The sequence below is a fragment of the Sorangium sp. So ce426 genome (assembly GCF_051475585.1).
Taxonomy (GTDB): domain Bacteria; phylum Myxococcota_A; class Polyangia; order Polyangiales; family Polyangiaceae; genus Sorangium; species Sorangium cellulosum_B.
Window position 1 is genome coordinate 8718938 of the sequence record NZ_CP150341.1, and the last position, 14626, is coordinate 8733563.

The 14626-nt window shown below is 72.3% G+C and carries 9 protein-coding genes; 8 read left to right on the plus strand and 1 reads right to left on the minus strand.

Annotated features, from left to right (window positions below):
* The first annotated feature begins 547 nt into the window (after positions 1-547).
* On the plus strand, positions 548-4501 hold the full coding sequence (locus WMF44_RS32415) for a protein kinase domain-containing protein (protein WP_437293915.1): 3954 nt from the start codon (positions 548-550) through the stop codon (positions 4499-4501).
* A gap of 37 nt (positions 4502-4538) precedes the next feature.
* Here the strand turns inward: WMF44_RS32415 and WMF44_RS32420 are convergent, their stop codons facing one another.
* A complete protein-coding gene (locus tag WMF44_RS32420; protein ID WP_437293916.1) occupies positions 4539-5651 on the minus strand; it encodes a sterol desaturase family protein in 1113 nt (370 codons plus the stop codon).
* Between the two features lie 364 nt (positions 5652-6015).
* Here WMF44_RS32420 and WMF44_RS32425 point away from each other — a divergent pair, with 364 nt between their 5' ends.
* From WMF44_RS32425 to WMF44_RS32455, 7 genes are all read left to right on the plus strand, one after another.
* Positions 6016-7680 (plus strand): glycoside hydrolase 5 family protein, encoded by a 1665-nt coding sequence (locus WMF44_RS32425; protein WP_437293917.1) that lies wholly within the window; start codon positions 6016-6018, stop codon positions 7678-7680.
* A 77-nt stretch (positions 7681-7757) separates the two neighbouring features.
* Complete coding sequence (gene xylF / locus WMF44_RS32430; protein WP_437293918.1) at positions 7758-8849, plus strand: D-xylose ABC transporter substrate-binding protein; 1092 nt, start codon at positions 7758-7760, stop codon at positions 8847-8849.
* Positions 8850-9154: 305 nt separating this feature from the next.
* Positions 9155-10270 (plus strand): aminoglycoside phosphotransferase family protein, encoded by a 1116-nt coding sequence (locus WMF44_RS32435; RefSeq protein WP_437293919.1) that lies wholly within the window; start codon positions 9155-9157, stop codon positions 10268-10270.
* On the plus strand, positions 10267-10803 hold the full coding sequence (locus WMF44_RS32440; RefSeq protein ID WP_437293920.1) for an adenylyl-sulfate kinase: 537 nt from the start codon (positions 10267-10269) through the stop codon (positions 10801-10803). Before WMF44_RS32435 ends, WMF44_RS32440 begins: the two co-directional genes overlap by 4 nt.
* Before the next feature lie 14 nt (positions 10804-10817).
* Positions 10818-12419 (plus strand): protoglobin domain-containing protein, encoded by a 1602-nt coding sequence (locus WMF44_RS32445; protein ID WP_437293921.1) that lies wholly within the window; start codon positions 10818-10820, stop codon positions 12417-12419.
* Between the two features lie 72 nt (positions 12420-12491).
* Entirely contained in the window at positions 12492-12923 is a 432-nt protein-coding gene (locus WMF44_RS32450) for a response regulator (protein ID WP_437293922.1), read from the plus strand.
* Between the two features lie 173 nt (positions 12924-13096).
* Positions 13097-14491 carry a sigma-54-dependent transcriptional regulator gene (locus tag WMF44_RS32455; protein WP_437293923.1) on the plus strand — a complete coding sequence of 465 codons (1395 nt, stop codon included), beginning with the start codon at positions 13097-13099 and terminating at the stop codon, positions 14489-14491.
* The last annotated feature ends 135 nt before the right edge of the window (positions 14492-14626 follow it).

Genomic DNA, 14626 nt, shown 5'->3' on the forward strand with positions numbered 1-14626 from the left:
CCGGGGCGGGCACGCGTCGTTCAAGGCGCTTCGGCCAGCCGACGGTCAGCGGAGGCCTGCCCCCGGGGTGGGAGAGCATTCTTTAGAACCATGGGTTCCGCTCTCCTTGGAAAGCGACACCCAATCAACAGCTCACGCACCCATCGAAGGGGCCTCCTCCTTATACATACTCCACAGCCTGCGGACGCTCGTCCACGTCGGCCCGGCTTCGCCCCCGGCGGGGCGATGCTGCAGAGCCAAGCTCCGCGCGGCGCGCACCGGCACACGTCGTCCCCCCATGTCAGAGAAGTCGTCACTTGATCTGGGCCGCTTGCGACGATCGGAACACCGGTCTCGGGGAACGGAGTCAGTCCTTGAGGGGAGAGAGGACTCAGAATCCTTCACAAGAATTCGTCCCATGGCTCCTCGCCCTCTGCTGGACCGACGGCGGTGGGGCTGGCCACGGACACGGGGGCGACGCTGCGCGCCTGCTCCAATGTCGGCCTCGGCGGCGAGCCCCGGCGCTCGCCGTGGACTTTCACGGCCCAGGACGCCGATACTCGAGGGGATGCAACCAGGGGAAGTGCTCGGAGGCCGCTTCGAGATCGTGGGCCGGGCGTGCGCCGGCGGCATGGGGGCTGTCTTCCAGGCGGTCGATCGGCGCTCGGGCGAGGTCGTGGCCGTCAAGGTGTGCCTCGACGAACAGAAATCCGGCGACGAATCGCGCCTCTCTCGCGAGTCCAGGGTGCTCGCGGAGCTCTCCTGCCCAGGTATCGTGCGCTACGTCGCGCACGGGCTCGGCGCCTCGGGCGCGCCGTGGCTCGCCATGGAGTGGCTCGACGGCGAGGATCTCGAGCAGCGGCTCCAGCGCCGGGTGCTCACCGTGGACGAGGCGATCGCGCTCACGGTGGGCGCCGCCGCCGCGCTCGCGGCGGTCCACGCGCGCGGCATCGTTCACCGCGATCTCAAGCCGAGCAACCTGTTCCTGGTGAACGGCGACGCCGCGCGCGTGAAGCTGCTCGACTTCGGCATCGCCGGGATCCCCGACGCCACGCGGCTCACGCGGACAGGCGCCTTCCTCGGGACCCCGGCGTACATGGCGCCAGAGCAGGCCCGGAGCGGGCAGGACGTCGACACGCGCGCCGACGTCTTCGCGCTCGGCTGCGTGCTGTTCGAGTGCCTCACCGGCCAGCCGGCCTTCTGCGGGGCTCACCTGATGGCCGTCCTCGCGAAGATCCTCCTCGATGAGGTGCCGCGGATAAGCTCCCTCTGCCCCGGCGTCCCCCCCGCCCTCGACGCGCTCTGCGCCCGGATGCTCGCCAAAAACCCGGACGACCGCCCCCGCGACGGCGCGGAGATCGCCGCGGCGCTCGAGGCCATGGGCGTCTCGCCGCTGGCGCGCGCGCCGTCGCAGCCGCCGCCTTCGAACCAGCGCCGCCAGTCCTCGCTGACCCACAAGGAGCGGCGCGTGCTCTCGGTGGCGCTGATGGGACCCGGGCCGCGGCTCGCCGCTTCCCCGGGGCGGGCCGACTCCGAGACGGTGGTCGCCGTCGTGTCGCCGGAGCTGCGCCGGGAGATCGAGGCGCTCGGCGCGTGCCTGGAGCTCCTGGCGGACGGGTCGATCCTGGTGATCCTCCTGGAAGCGGGCGTGGCGACGGATCAGGCAGCGCAGGCGGCCCGCTGCGCGCTCCTGCTCCGCGCCGCCGGCGGGGACAGGCCGGTGGTCCTCACGACCGGCCGCGTGGAGGTCACGGGCGGCCGGCCCGTCGGCGACGTGATCGACCGCGCCGTCCGGATGCTGGCGCAGCCCACGGCGGCGCTCCCGGGCGCGCCGGCGGCAGGACGCGGGACGCCCATCGCGCCCATCGCCATCGACGAGGTGACCGCCGCGCTGCTCGACGCCCGCTTCGAGGTCGTCGAGACCGAGGCGGGCCTGTGGCTCCGGGGAGAAGAGCCGCTCGCCCGCGGCGCGCGCATGCTCCTCGGCAAGCCCACGGCCTGCGTCGGGCGCGACTGGGAGGTGGCCACCCTCGAGGCCCTCCTCGCCGGGTGCATCGAGGAGTCGCGGGCGCGCGCCGTGCTCGTCACCGCGCCGGCGGGGCTCGGCAAGTCGCGCCTCGCCTACGAGATCATCCGCCGCGTCCGGCAGCGCGACGAGCCCGTCGCTGTCTGGATCGGCCGCGGCGACCCGCTCCGCAAGGGCGCCCCGTTCGGGATGCTGCGGCAGGCCCTCCAGGGCGCGTGCGGGATCCGCGACCGAGAGCCGATCGAGGCGCGCCGGGAGAAGCTGCTCGCGCGGGTGACCGAGCGCGTCCGCGCGGCCGACGCGCAGCGCGTGGCGGAGTTCCTCGGCGAGCTCCTGGGCACGCCGTTCCCCGACGAGGACAGCGCGCCCCTCCGCGCCGCCCGCAAGGACGCCCCGCTGATGGGCGATCAGATGCGCAGGGCCTGGCTCGATTTCGCCTCCGCCGCGTGCGCCACGCAGCCGCTCCTCCTCGTGCTGGAGGACCTGCACTGGGGCGACCTGCCCACCGTCCAGTTCATCAACGACGCCCTGCGCCGGCTCGTGGACCAGCCCCTCCTGGTGCTCGCCCTGGCGCGGCCCGAGGTGTACACGCTGTTCCCCGGGCTCTGGGCCCACAGGGATCTCCAGGAGCTCCGGCTCAAGGAGCTGAGCTCCCGGGCGGGCGCGCGGCTCGTGCGGCAGGTCCTCGGCGACGGGGTGAGCGCCGAGACCGTGGCGCAGCTCGTGGCGCAGGCCGACGGCAACGCGTTTTACCTGGAGGAGCTCATCCGGGCGACGTCCGAGGGGAGCCAGGGCGCGCTTCCGGAGACGGTGCTGGCGATGGTGCAATCGCGGCTGGAGCGCCTCGACAGCGCGGCGCGGCAGGTGCTGCGCGCGGCGAGCATCTTCGGGCGGGTGTTCTGGCGAGGCGCGGTGGAGGCGCTGCTCGGCGGCCCTGGCGGCGTCTCCGGGCTCCCGGATCACCTCGATCGCCTCGAGCGGCTGGAATGGATCGGCGCGCGCGACGAGGCGAGGTTCGAGGGGGAGCGGGAGCTCGTCTTCCGCCACGCGCTCGTGCGCGAGGCGGCTTACGGGATGCTCACCGACCAGGATCGCGCGCTCGGCCACCGGCTCGCCGGCGAGTGGCTCCAGCGCGCGGGCGAGCCCTCGGCCGCGGTGATCGCGGAGCACTTCGATCGGGGCGGCGAGCCGCTGCGCGCCGCCGCGTTCTATCACCAGGCCGCGGCGCAGGCGCTCGCCGCGAACGACCTCGTCGTGGTGCTCTCGTCGACCGGGCGCGCCATCGAGCTCGGCATCAGCGGCGAGGCGCGCGGCGAGGTCCTCCTGCACCGGGCCGAGGCGCACCACTGGCGCGGCGAGCTCGTCGAGGCCGCGCGCTGGGCGACGATGGCGGTGGAGGAGCTGCCCCGGCGCAGCGCGCCCTGGTACGCCGCCGTGCGCGAGGCCGCGGTCGTGCTGGCCCGGCTGGGGCAGCACGATCGCCTCGCCAGCCTCAGCGGCGATCTCGTGGACGCCTGGACCGGAGAGGGCGCGACCGGCCCGCTCCTCGCGGCGTCCGCGGGGACGGCGCTCTACCTGACGATCAGCGGCCTCTACGCGCACGCCACGCCGCTCCAGGCGCTCATCGACGCCGCGGCCGAGCGCTTCTGCGACGACCCGGCCGTGAGCGGGGTCGTCCTCCGCGAGCGCGGCTGGCGCGAGCTGTACGCGGGCCGGCACGGCTCGGGCCGGGCGCTGTTCGCGCGCTCGATCGCCTCCCACGAGCGCGCGGGGAACCTGCGCCTGGCCTGCTTCTGCCGGCTCGATCTCGGCTTCCAGGAGCACCAGCTCGGCGCGTACGCCGAGGCGGAGACCATCCTCCGCGCCGCGCTCGCGGACGCCGAGCGCATGGGGCTCGACGGCTGCATGGCGGTCGCGTGGAGCACCCTCGGCGCGCCCCTCTGCCGCCTGGGGGCGCTCGACGAGGCGCGCGAGGCCCTGAGGAAGGCCATCGCGTTCCTGGAGGCGCAGGGGGATCGCCGGCTCGCGGGCGCGTCGCGCACCTACCTCGCCGGGTGCCTGATGCGCGCGGGCGATCTCGCCGGCGCCGAGGCCGAGGCCCGGCGCGCCGTGGCGCAGCTGGAGAGGATAGGCCCGGTCGTCGTGCTGGCGCGGGCGACGCTTTCGGCCGTCCTGCTCGCGCGCGGCGAGGCCTCCGAGGCGCTCGCCGAGGCGCGCGCGGCTGTCGCGCTGCTCGATCGGCTGGGCATGGTCGAGGAGGGCGAGGCGTTCACCCGCCTTGTCCACGCCGAGGCGCTGTTCGCGGCGGGCGACCTCCCGGCGGCCCGGACCGCCATCGCGCACGCCCGGACGAGGCTCCTCGATGCCGCCGCCCAGCTCGACGACGCCGCGCGGCGCGAGCAGTTCCTCCAGCGCGTCGAGGAGAACGCACGCACGCTCGAGCTAGCGCGCGCGTGGGTCGACGAGGGGGGCTCCACGGGACGACGAGGCGTCTAGCGTCTGTCGCTCTTCACGACGGAGGTACACAGGCGGCTCACGCCGGCGAGATCGGCAGTTCCTTCGGAGAGCTCGCGGCCGCCGCGCCCTGCGCCGGCAGGCTCGGCCCGTCGAGCAGCGCTCCGACCGCCGCGAGCGCCGCGAGGAGGACGGCCGCCCCCGCCCACAGCGGGCCCGCGGCCATGGCCGGCGACGCGTGGAGGTACGCGATCGCGCCGAGCAGCGCCGCGAGGAAGAGCGCCGCGGCGAGCGCGCGCGCCCGGCGGGGGCGCGCCACGTCGTGAAGGACGTAATCCGGGTCGGTGCGCAGCGGGCCGCCGTCGGGCGCAGTCGCGGTGGACCGCCACTCCGGCGGCCGGAGCCAGACAAGCAGCTTGCCGGAGAGGCGCGGCTCCGCCGCCGCCATGCGCGCGAGCCTCCGCCACGGGTCGACGTTGGCGCGCAGCGCGCTGAAGCTGGCCAGCGGCTGGACCACGCCGTACCGCGGGGCCGCCCCCTCGGCGCAGAAGGTGCCGAACAGCCGATCCCAGACGATGAGCACGCCGCCGTGGTTCCTGTCGAGATACGCGGAGTCGACGCCGTGGTGCACGCGGTGATGAGATGGCGTGTTCAGCACCCACTCCAGCGGACCGAGGCGGCCGACGAGCTGCGTGTGAATCCAGAACTGATAGAGGATGTTCAGCGTATACGTCGTGACGACCATCCCCGTGGGGAAGCCGAGCACGGCGAGCGGCCAGAAGAACGGCCAGTACAAGGCCCGCTGGAGCCAGCTCTGGCGCAGCGCGACCGAGAGGTTGTAGTCCTCGCTCTGGTGGTGGACCGCGTGCGCGGCCCACATGAAGTTCACCCGATGGCTCGCGCGGTGCGCCCAGTAGTAGCAGAAGTCGACCGCGACGAAGCAGGCCGCCCAGCTCCACAAGGCGCCCTCCGGCAGCCGCGCGAGCGCGGCGCGCTCGAACAGGAAGAGATGGACGAGGACTCCGCCGCTCACGACGGAGACGATGACCTGCTGCCCGACCCCGCACGAGAGGTTGGCGAGCGCGTCGGAGAAGCGGTAGTCGCGGCGCCCGCGGCGGCGACAGAGCCAGAGCTCGACGCCGATGAGCGCGAAGAAGGCCGGCACCGCGAACAGGATCAAGCTCGGCGACATCCCCCGTCCTCCATGGAGCCGCCGCGCGGCGGCTCGGCTCACGCCCGCCCAGTCTAGCCTGGAACCCCCGCGCCGCGCCCGGAGACGCACCACGCGAGAGGCGCCACACCAGCCGACCTCTTCCCTGTTGACGCTGAACCGTTTAAGTGGTCTGCCACGAGCCACGCCGGCGCGCGAGCGACCACCCGGAGCGGAGATTTGTATCGTCGCGGAATCAGGGGGAGCTCACCGGTGCCGCCGGCGATGCCACCCCGCGACGGTGGCGCAGCAGCTCGGCAGATCCCTGCGAACCGGACGCGCGCTCCGGGCGGCAGGGCTCGGCCATCCGTGAGGAACGACACTCGAACCACATAAGGAACCGACCATGAAGAAGACCTTCTTGCTCGCTTTGGGTTTGCTCTCCCTCGCCGCGTGCTCCTCCTCCGACCCGGCGGACCCCGCGCCCTCCGGCGGCACGGGCGGGTCCGGCAACACCGGCGGCGGTGGAAGCGGCGCCACAGGCGGGAGCGACGCCACCGGCGGCGGCGGAAGCGGCGCCACAGGCGGAAGCGACGCCACCGGCGGCGGCGGGGACGGAACCGGCGGCGGCCAGGAGCTCGACTGCGCCCAGCAACCGGAAAAGTGCTACGTCCGCGCCGAAGGTAGTAAGCTCACGCTCGACGGGAAACCGTACAGGTATATGGGCACGAACTTCTGGTCGGCTCCTTACATCAGCCGCGAGCGCCTGCGCACCGAGCTCGACATCCTCGAGGCCCACGGCGCCCTGAACCTCAGGATCATGGCGCTCAGCGAGGGCGACATCCCCGCGGCGCAGCAGAACGATCAGCAGTACGGCCCACAACGGATCTTTCCGGCATCGTCCGACAAACCGTGCGCCGATGCGCAGCTCGAGGCGTTCGCCGACAACCTGGTGACGGTGCTCGACGAGATGCACAGCCGCGGGATGAAGGCGGTGATGACCCTGAACGACTTCTGGCACTGGTCCGGCGGTATGCCCCAGTACATGAAGTGGGCTCACGAGCAGCCGACCCTCTCCTGCGGAGAGGACTTCAGCGCGTACCAGGTCGGCCTGACCCACCCCACGACGGGCGCTGCCCTGCTCGCGGCGGACCACCACGTGCCGTTCGCCGGCTCGATACGGTTCCAGGAGGGCACAGGCCAGGACTGCCAGGCCGTGGCCATCGGCGCGTGGGCCGTCCCTCACTCGGGCACGCTCGATCCGAGCACGAACCCGTGGCCCGACCAGATGGATCTCTCGTCGCTGTTCTTCTGCAACAAGAAGGCCCAGGAGTTCTACTTCAGCCGGGCCAAGGTCCTGATCGAGAAGCTCAAGGACCATCCGGGGATCATGGCGTGGCAGCTCGGGAACGAGCCGCGATCGTTCAAGGGCTGGGGCCCGCTCTTCAAGCTCTGGGTCGAGAGGAACGCGAAGTTCATCAAGGACATCGACCCGAACCACCTCGTCTCCATCGGCTCGGAGGGCGACCTGTCCTATAACTGGGGCGACTACGCCAACAGCGATTACAGGGCGTTCCACGACGTGCCCGGCATCGATTACCTCACCTTCCACGTGTGGCCCGAGAACTGGGAGTGGTACGACCCGTCGCTGCCGATGGACAGCGCCGCCGACAAGGGGCTCCTGGCCGCCATCACCAAGAGCAACGGGTACATCGACGCGCAGCTCGCGCACGCCAGGGAGCTGAACAAGCCGATCGTCGTGGAGGAGTTCGGGCTCGCCCGGGACGACAAGTCCGAGCCGGTCTCGTCGCCCGTCGCCAAGCGGAACGAGTATTACGCTTCCATCTTCGACGCCGTCGTCGAGAACCCGGAGCTCGCCGGCGTCAACTTCTGGGCCTGGGCCGGGGTCGGGAGGCCGTCGGACGACGGCAACGACTACTGGCTCCTCGGGAACGACTACATCGGCGATCCGCCCCATGAGCTCCAGGGGTGGTACTCGGTGTACGATGACGACACGGAAACCTTGAATCTTATCATGAGCTACGCCGACCAGCTCAACTCGACGCAGTAGCGCCGGCGGCCAACACAGAGCCCCTATCCCATTCATCTCACGCGGAGGTCACCTTGATTCGTCGCTCCACCTTTCTCATGGCGTTGTTCTCGCTCGCGTTCTCGGCCGGCTGCTCGAAGCCGGATGAAGGCGGCGCGAGCGCGAACAAGCCCGAGGCAACGGCCGCCAAGGGTGCGGAAGCCAAGGGCCCGGAGAAGAAGAAAGACAAGATCACGATCGGCTTCTCCATGGATACCCTGAAGGAGGAGCGGTGGCAGCGCGACCGCGACCTGTTCAAGGCGAAGGCCGAGGCGCTCGGCGCCCAGGTGCTCGTGCAGTCCGCGAACAGCGACGACGCCCTCCAGAACTCGCAAGCGGAGAACCTGCTCACGCAGGGCGTCGACGTGCTCGTGGTCGTGCCCCACAACGCCAAGACGACCGCCACCATCGTCGAGTCGGCGCACAAGCAGAAGGTGCCCGTCATCGCGTACGACCGGCTGATCCTCGACTCCGACCTGGACCTCTACGTGTCCTTCGACAACGTCAAGGTGGGCGAGCTCCAGGCCGATGCCCTCGTGAAGAAGTTCCCGAAGGGGAACTACATCCTCATCGGCGGCTCCCCGACCGACAACAACGCGAAGCTCTTCCGCGAAGGGCAGATGAACATCCTGAAGCCGCTCATCGACAAGGGCGAGATCAAGACGGTGGCGGACCAGTGGGCCAAGGACTGGCAGCCGGTCGAGGGGCTCAAGATCACCGAGAACGCCCTCACCAAGAACAACAACAACGTCACCGCGGTCGTCGCGTCGAACGACGGGCTCGCGGGCGCGGCCGTCCAGGCCCTCGGCGAGCAGAAGCTCGCCGGCAAGGTCGGCGTCTCGGGACAGGACGCCGAGCTCGCCGCCTGCCAGCGGATCGCGGCCGGCACCCAGAGCATGACCGTCTACAAGCCGCTCAAGCTGCTCGCCGAGAAGGCCGCCGAGCTCGCCGTCAAGCTGGCGAAGAAGGAGCCCGTCGGCGAGAAGACGCAGACGGTCAACAACGGCAAGAAGGACGTCCCGAGCGTGCTCATCACGCCGGTCGCCGTGGACAAGGACAACCTCGCCGCGACGGTGATCGCGGACGGCTTCCACAAGGTCGAGGACGTCTACAAGGACCTCCCCAAGGACCAGTGGCCGGCGGCCAAGTAGGCCTCCATCGGGACATCCGAGCCCCGGCGAGCGACCCCACCAGGAACACGTCGCTCGCCGGGAGACCACGCCGCTCCACCCACCGACGATCGACACGGGACGGCGCACGCCTCGCGCGGTGACGCACGTCCTGCGAGCCCGCCCGGCGCTGCCCGCGCCCACCGCCGCCGGCCCCGGCCGACGCAGCGCGCCGGCCATGGCCCCGCGCTGTAGGGCCCGGCGCATCGGCGGGGCGGCCTGCTTCTTGCCGCTCTCGCGGTTCCGGCGACCCCGTCGGGATCTCACCCCGCCCCCTCGAGGAGACCATGCGCGCGCAGGCAGCCCTGTCCGAGACCGATCTCTCGCGCCCGATACGCCAGCTCGTCGAGGCCGTCGTGCCGGGCGCGCAGGTCGTCGAGATCGCCACGCTGGGGCCGGATGCCGGCTCGAACCACGATCGGACCGAGAAGTCCGCCGGCTACGGCGTCCCCCGCCGGATCACGGTGATGAGGCCGGATGGCTCGACGCAGCGGCTGGTCCTGCACACGTCGACGGCGGACCCGTTCGGACACGACCGGCGATCGGATCGGGCGGCGGAGGCGCTGCTCGCCTTCGACACCGCGGGATCGATCCCGGCGCACGTCGAGGTCGTCGACGTCGGCGCGCTGACCCACGACCATCGCCTGGTGTCGCTGCGCGACGCCGGCGAGTTCTATCTCCTGACCACGTACGCGGAAGGGCAGGTCTACGCGACGGATCTGCGCCGGATCGCCGGCGAGCGCCGCGCGGGCCCCGAGGATCTGGCGCGCTGCGAGGCGCTCGCCAGGTACCTCGTCGCGCTCCACGCGGCGCCCGGCGCCCAGCCGGGCAGCTACCGCCGCGCGGTGCGCGATCTCGTGGGCCTCGGTGAAGGCATCTTCGGCATCATCGACGGCTATCCGGACGACGTGCCCGGCGCGCCGCCCGAGCGGCTCCAGGCCATCGAGCGGCGCTGCGTCGCGTGGCGATGGAAGCTCCGCGGCCGGGATCACCGGCTGGCCCGCACGCACGGCGACTTCCACCCGTTCAACATCGTGTTCGACGGGTCGTCGCGGCTCGCGCTGCTCGACACGAGCCGCGGATCGCAGGGCGATCCCGCGGACGACGTCACCTGCCTCGCCATCAACTACGTCTTCTTCGCGCTGGACGCGCCTGGCGCGTGGGAGGGCGGCTTCCGCGCGCTGTGGCGGCGGCTCTGGGAGGTCTACCTCGGATCGAGCGGCGCCGCGGGGCTGCTCGACGTGGCGGCGCCGTTCCTCGCGTGGCGCGCGCTCGTGCTGGCGAACCCAGCTTGGTACCCCGCGGTCACGGCGCGGGCGAGGGACGCGCTGCTCTCCTTCGTGGAGCGCGCCCTCGACGCCCCGCGCTTCGATCCGGACGACGCCGAGGGGCTCTTCGCGTGAGCGGCGGGGTCGTCTGGATCACGGGGCTCCCGTCGTCGGGCAAATCCACGCTGGCCGCGCGGGCGCACCGGGCGCTGCTCGGCGAGGGGCGGGCGAGCTGCGTCCTCGACGGGGACGAGGTGCGCGACGCCCTGGTCCCGCGGCCCGGCTACGACCCGCGCGCTCGCGACGATTTCTACGAGACGCTCGCGCGCCTCGCGGCGCTGCTCGCGCGCCAGGGGCCGATCGTGATCGTCGCGGCGACGGCGCACCGCCGCGCCTACCGGGAGCGCGCCCGCGCGCTCGCGCCGCGGCTCATCGAGGTCTACGTGGACGTCGCGCCGGCGACCTGCAGGGAGCGCGACCCGAAGGGGCTCTACCGCGCGGCCGGCGCCGGGGAGATCGGCGCGCTCCCGGGCGCGGGCGCCGACTACGAGGCGCCGCTCGCGCCGGAGCTCGTCGCGCGCGGCGGCGAGGACGAGGCGGCGCTCGCGGCGCTGCTCGAGCGCGCGAGATCCTGGTCCGCCTCGGCGGGGGCGGGGGCGGGGCCGTGATAGACACGGTCACCGTGCCCGCGCAGGAGACGCTCTTCGACGAGATCAAGCGGTACGTCCGCTTCAGCGAGGAGGACGAGCGCTGGCTCGCCGCGCTCCGCGCGCACGCGGAGCCGCACTTCCCCCGCATCGCCGACGAGTTCTACGATCGCATCCGCGAGCACGAGGGCGCGCACGACGTCTTCACCGGCGAGGAGCAGGTGGAGCGGCTCAAGCGATCGCTCGTCCGCTGGATGACGCGCATCTGCACGGGGCCCTACGACGGCGCGTACTTCGACGAGAGCGCGAAGATCGGGCGGATCCACGTCCGGGTCGGCCTCCCCCAGCGGTACATGTTCACGGCGATGACGCTCATCCGGCTCGCGTTCCACGAGATCGCCCAGGGCGCGCTCGGCGCGGAGGTGATCCCGGTCAGGGCGGCGGTGAGCAAGGTGCTCGATCTCGAGCTCGCCATCATGCTCGAGACGTACCGCGACGACTTCCTCGCGCGCGCGCAGCGCACCGAGCGCCTGGACCGCGAGGAGGTCGGCCGCACGCTCGCGCGCACGGAGCACCGGTACAAGAGCGCGGTCGAGCTGGCCCGCGTCCTCGTCGTGGGCCTCGACGCGCAGGCGATCGTGCGGCTCTTCAACCGGGAAGCGGAGCGGATCACGGGGCTCGCGCGCGAGGACGTGCTCGGGGCGCCGTTCGTCGAGGCGCTCCTCCCCGAGGAGATCCGCGCGGATCACGGCGCGCTCGTGGAGGACGTCGCCGCGGGCCGCCGCCCCAGCGTCGATCTGCTGGAGAGCATCGTGCGCACGCGCTCCGGCAAGATCCGCGATCTGCGCTGGCAGCTCGCGTACGCCCCTTCCGCGGCCGACGACGAGGTGGTGCTGTTCGCGATCGGGCAGGACACGACCGACGAGAACGCGCTCGCCGCGCGCGTGCGCCAGAGCGAGAAGCTCGCCGCGGTGGGGACCCTCGCGGCCGGCCTCGCGCACGAGATCAGGAACCCGCTGAACGGCGCGCAGCTCCACGTGACCTTCCTCGAGCGGGGGCTCGCGCGCGCCGGCCTGAAGGACCCGGACACGCTCGAGGCGATCCAGGTCGTCCGCGACGAGATCCGCCGCCTCTCGGCGCTCGTCAGCGAGTTTTTGGACTTCGCCCGGCCGCAGCCGCTGCACCTCCGGCCGACGCCCGTCGTCCCGCTCTGCGAGCGGGCGGCGCGCGTCGCGGCGTCGGCGGACGGCGCCGGCGCGCAGGCCGCGGTGAAGGTGGACTTGCCCTCGACCGACATCGTGCTCGACCTCGATCCCGCGAAGATCGAGCAGGTCCTCTTGAACCTGCTCCGCAACGCGATCGAGGCGGTGGACGCGGCCGGAGGCGGCACGGTGACCCTCCGCGCGCGGCGGCAGCCGCGCCACGCCGTCGTCGAGGTGGAGGACGACGGCCCCGGGATCGCGAGCCCGGACGCGCCGATCTTCGATCCCTTCTTCTCGACGAAGCCGAACGGCACCGGGCTCGGGCTGGCGATCGCCCACCGCATCGTCACCGATCACGAGGGGACCATCGAGTTCCAGAGCCGCCCGGGGAAGACGCTCTTCCGCGTGACGCTCCCGCTGCGCCGCTCCGGCTGACCTCCGCCGCTCTCCTGTGGCCGCGCGCGCCTGCGCCCGAGGGCTGGCACGCAACTTGGTAGAGATCCGGGCGTGGAACCGCGCAGCACCGAACAACCGCTGATCCTGCTCGTGGACGACGACGTGCAGAGCGCTCGCCTCCTCGAGCGCCTGCTCGAAGAGGACGGCTTCCGGGTGGAGCTGGCGACCGACGGCGCGCTCGCCATCGCGCGGCTGGCCCGCCGTCCGATCCCGGACATCCTGGTGACCGATTTCCGGATGCCCCACGCCGATGGAATCGCGGTCGCGCGCTACGCGAGATCGCTCCGGCCCGATCTCCCGCTGTTCTTCTTCACCGGGTATCCCGACCTCGTGGCGCGCCTCGGGCGAGGGCTGGAGCCCGCGGCGGTTGTACACACGAAGCCGATCGACTACATCGCCCTGAGCGACGAGCTCCGCGCCACCGCGGACGCCGCGCTCGCCAGCGCGACCCGGCCGAGCTCCCCCTTCCCCTCCCCGGCCTGAGCAGGGGGCGCGCCAGGCCTGGCGAACGCCTTGCGCCCGCGTGCAACGGCTGCGGCGCCCGTCGGCTGCCCCGGCGCGGCCCTCCCCGCCGGCGCCCTCGAGCCGCGCGGCCGCGCCGCCGCCGAACGAGTGTCGCAGCGCCTCGCGGACACGGTATGTTCGGAAGGAACGATATGAACGCTGAGAAGAGGCAGAGCTCGAGGGTGCTCGTCGTGGACGACGAGGCGAGCGCGCGCTCGGGGCTGGAGAAGCTGCTGCGCCAGGAGGGGTATACCGTCGACGCGGCGGCGGACGGCGTCGAGGCGGTCGAGGTCGCGGCGGAGCGGCCGCCGGACGTCGTCATCACGGATCTGAAGATGCCGAGGATGGATGGGGTGGCGCTGCTCGGGAAGCTGCGCGAGCAGGATCCGGCGCTGCCGGTGATCGTCGTCACCGCGTTCGGGGACGTGACCTCGGCGGTGCTGGCGATGCGGGCGGGGGCCGAGGATTACCTGACGAAGCCGGTCGACTTCGACGCGCTCCTCCTCACGCTGGAGCGCGCCCTCGAGCGGAGCGCGCTCCGGGTCGAGGCGGAGAACCTCCGCCGGCAGCTGCGAGAGCGCCAGGGCGAGGGCGTGGAGGGGCTCATCGGGACGAGCCCGGCGATGCAGAAGGTCTACCGGATGGCCCGGCAGGTGGCCGGCGCGCGGGCGACGGTGCTCATCACCGGCGAGAGCGGCACGGGCAAGGGCGAGCTCGCGCGCGCGATCCACGCGAAGGGCTCGCGCGCCAAGGGGCCCTTCGTGACCCTGCACTGCGCGGCGCTCGCGGAGTCCCTGCTCGAGAGCGAGCTGTTCGGCCACGAGCGCGGCGCGTTCACCGGCGCCGACAAGCGGCGCATCGGGCGGTTCGAGCAGGCGCACGGCGGGACGCTCTTCCTCGACGAGGTCGGCGAGATCGCCCCCTCGACGCAGGTGAAGCTGCTCCGCGTCCTCCAGGAGAGGACGTTCGAGCGCGTCGGCGGGAACGACGCCGTGACCGTCGACGTGCGGCTCATCGCGGCGACGAACCGCGATCTCGCGGCGGCGGTGCAGGAGGGCCACTTCCGGGAGGACCTCTACTACCGGCTCAACGTCGTCCACATCGACATGCCGCCGCTGCGCATCCGCGACACCGACGTGCTGCTGCTGGCGAACCACTTCCTGCACCGGTTCGCGGCGGAGAACCACCGCAAGATCGAGGGGTTCACCGACGAGGCCCGGGCGAAGCTCATCGCGCACCGGTGGCCGGGGAACGTGCGGGAGCTCGAGAACGCGATCGAGCGGGCGGTCGTCCTGTGCGACGACGCGCGCATCGACGCGGAGCACCTCCCCATCGACGCGGCGCCGGTCGCCAAGGGGGCCCTGCGGATCCCGGGCGCCACCATGGCGGAGATAGAGCGCTATGCCATCCTGTCGACGCTCGAGGCGACGAACGGCTCGACGACGCGCGCGGCCGAGCTCCTGGACATCAGCATACGCACCATCCAGTACCGCCTGCACGAATACGGCCTGACGGCGAAGTCCAAGCGCCCGCCGGCGGCAGAGTAGAGCGGCTTCCGCTCTGCTCTGCACCATCCAGAGCAGAGCGGCAGCAGAGCGGCGGTCTCCCTCTGCACCCTGCCGAGCAGAGCGGCGGTCTCCCGCACAGGAGACGGGCCCAGATCGGCGTTTTCGGCGCGCAAG

Coding starts and splice junctions, on each gene's coding strand:
- WMF44_RS32415 (WP_437293915.1), top strand. CDS start 548: ATGCAACCAGGGGAAGTGCTCGGAGGCCGCTTCGAGATCGTGGGCCGG.
- WMF44_RS32420 (WP_437293916.1), bottom strand. CDS start 5,651: ATGTCGCCGAGCTTGATCCTGTTCGCGGTGCCGGCCTTCTTCGCGCTC.
- WMF44_RS32425 (WP_437293917.1), top strand. CDS start 6,016: ATGAAGAAGACCTTCTTGCTCGCTTTGGGTTTGCTCTCCCTCGCCGCG.
- xylF (WP_437293918.1), top strand. CDS start 7,758: ATGGCGTTGTTCTCGCTCGCGTTCTCGGCCGGCTGCTCGAAGCCGGAT.
- WMF44_RS32435 (WP_437293919.1), top strand. CDS start 9,155: ATGCGCGCGCAGGCAGCCCTGTCCGAGACCGATCTCTCGCGCCCGATA.
- WMF44_RS32455 (WP_437293923.1), top strand. CDS start 13,097: ATGAACGCTGAGAAGAGGCAGAGCTCGAGGGTGCTCGTCGTGGACGAC.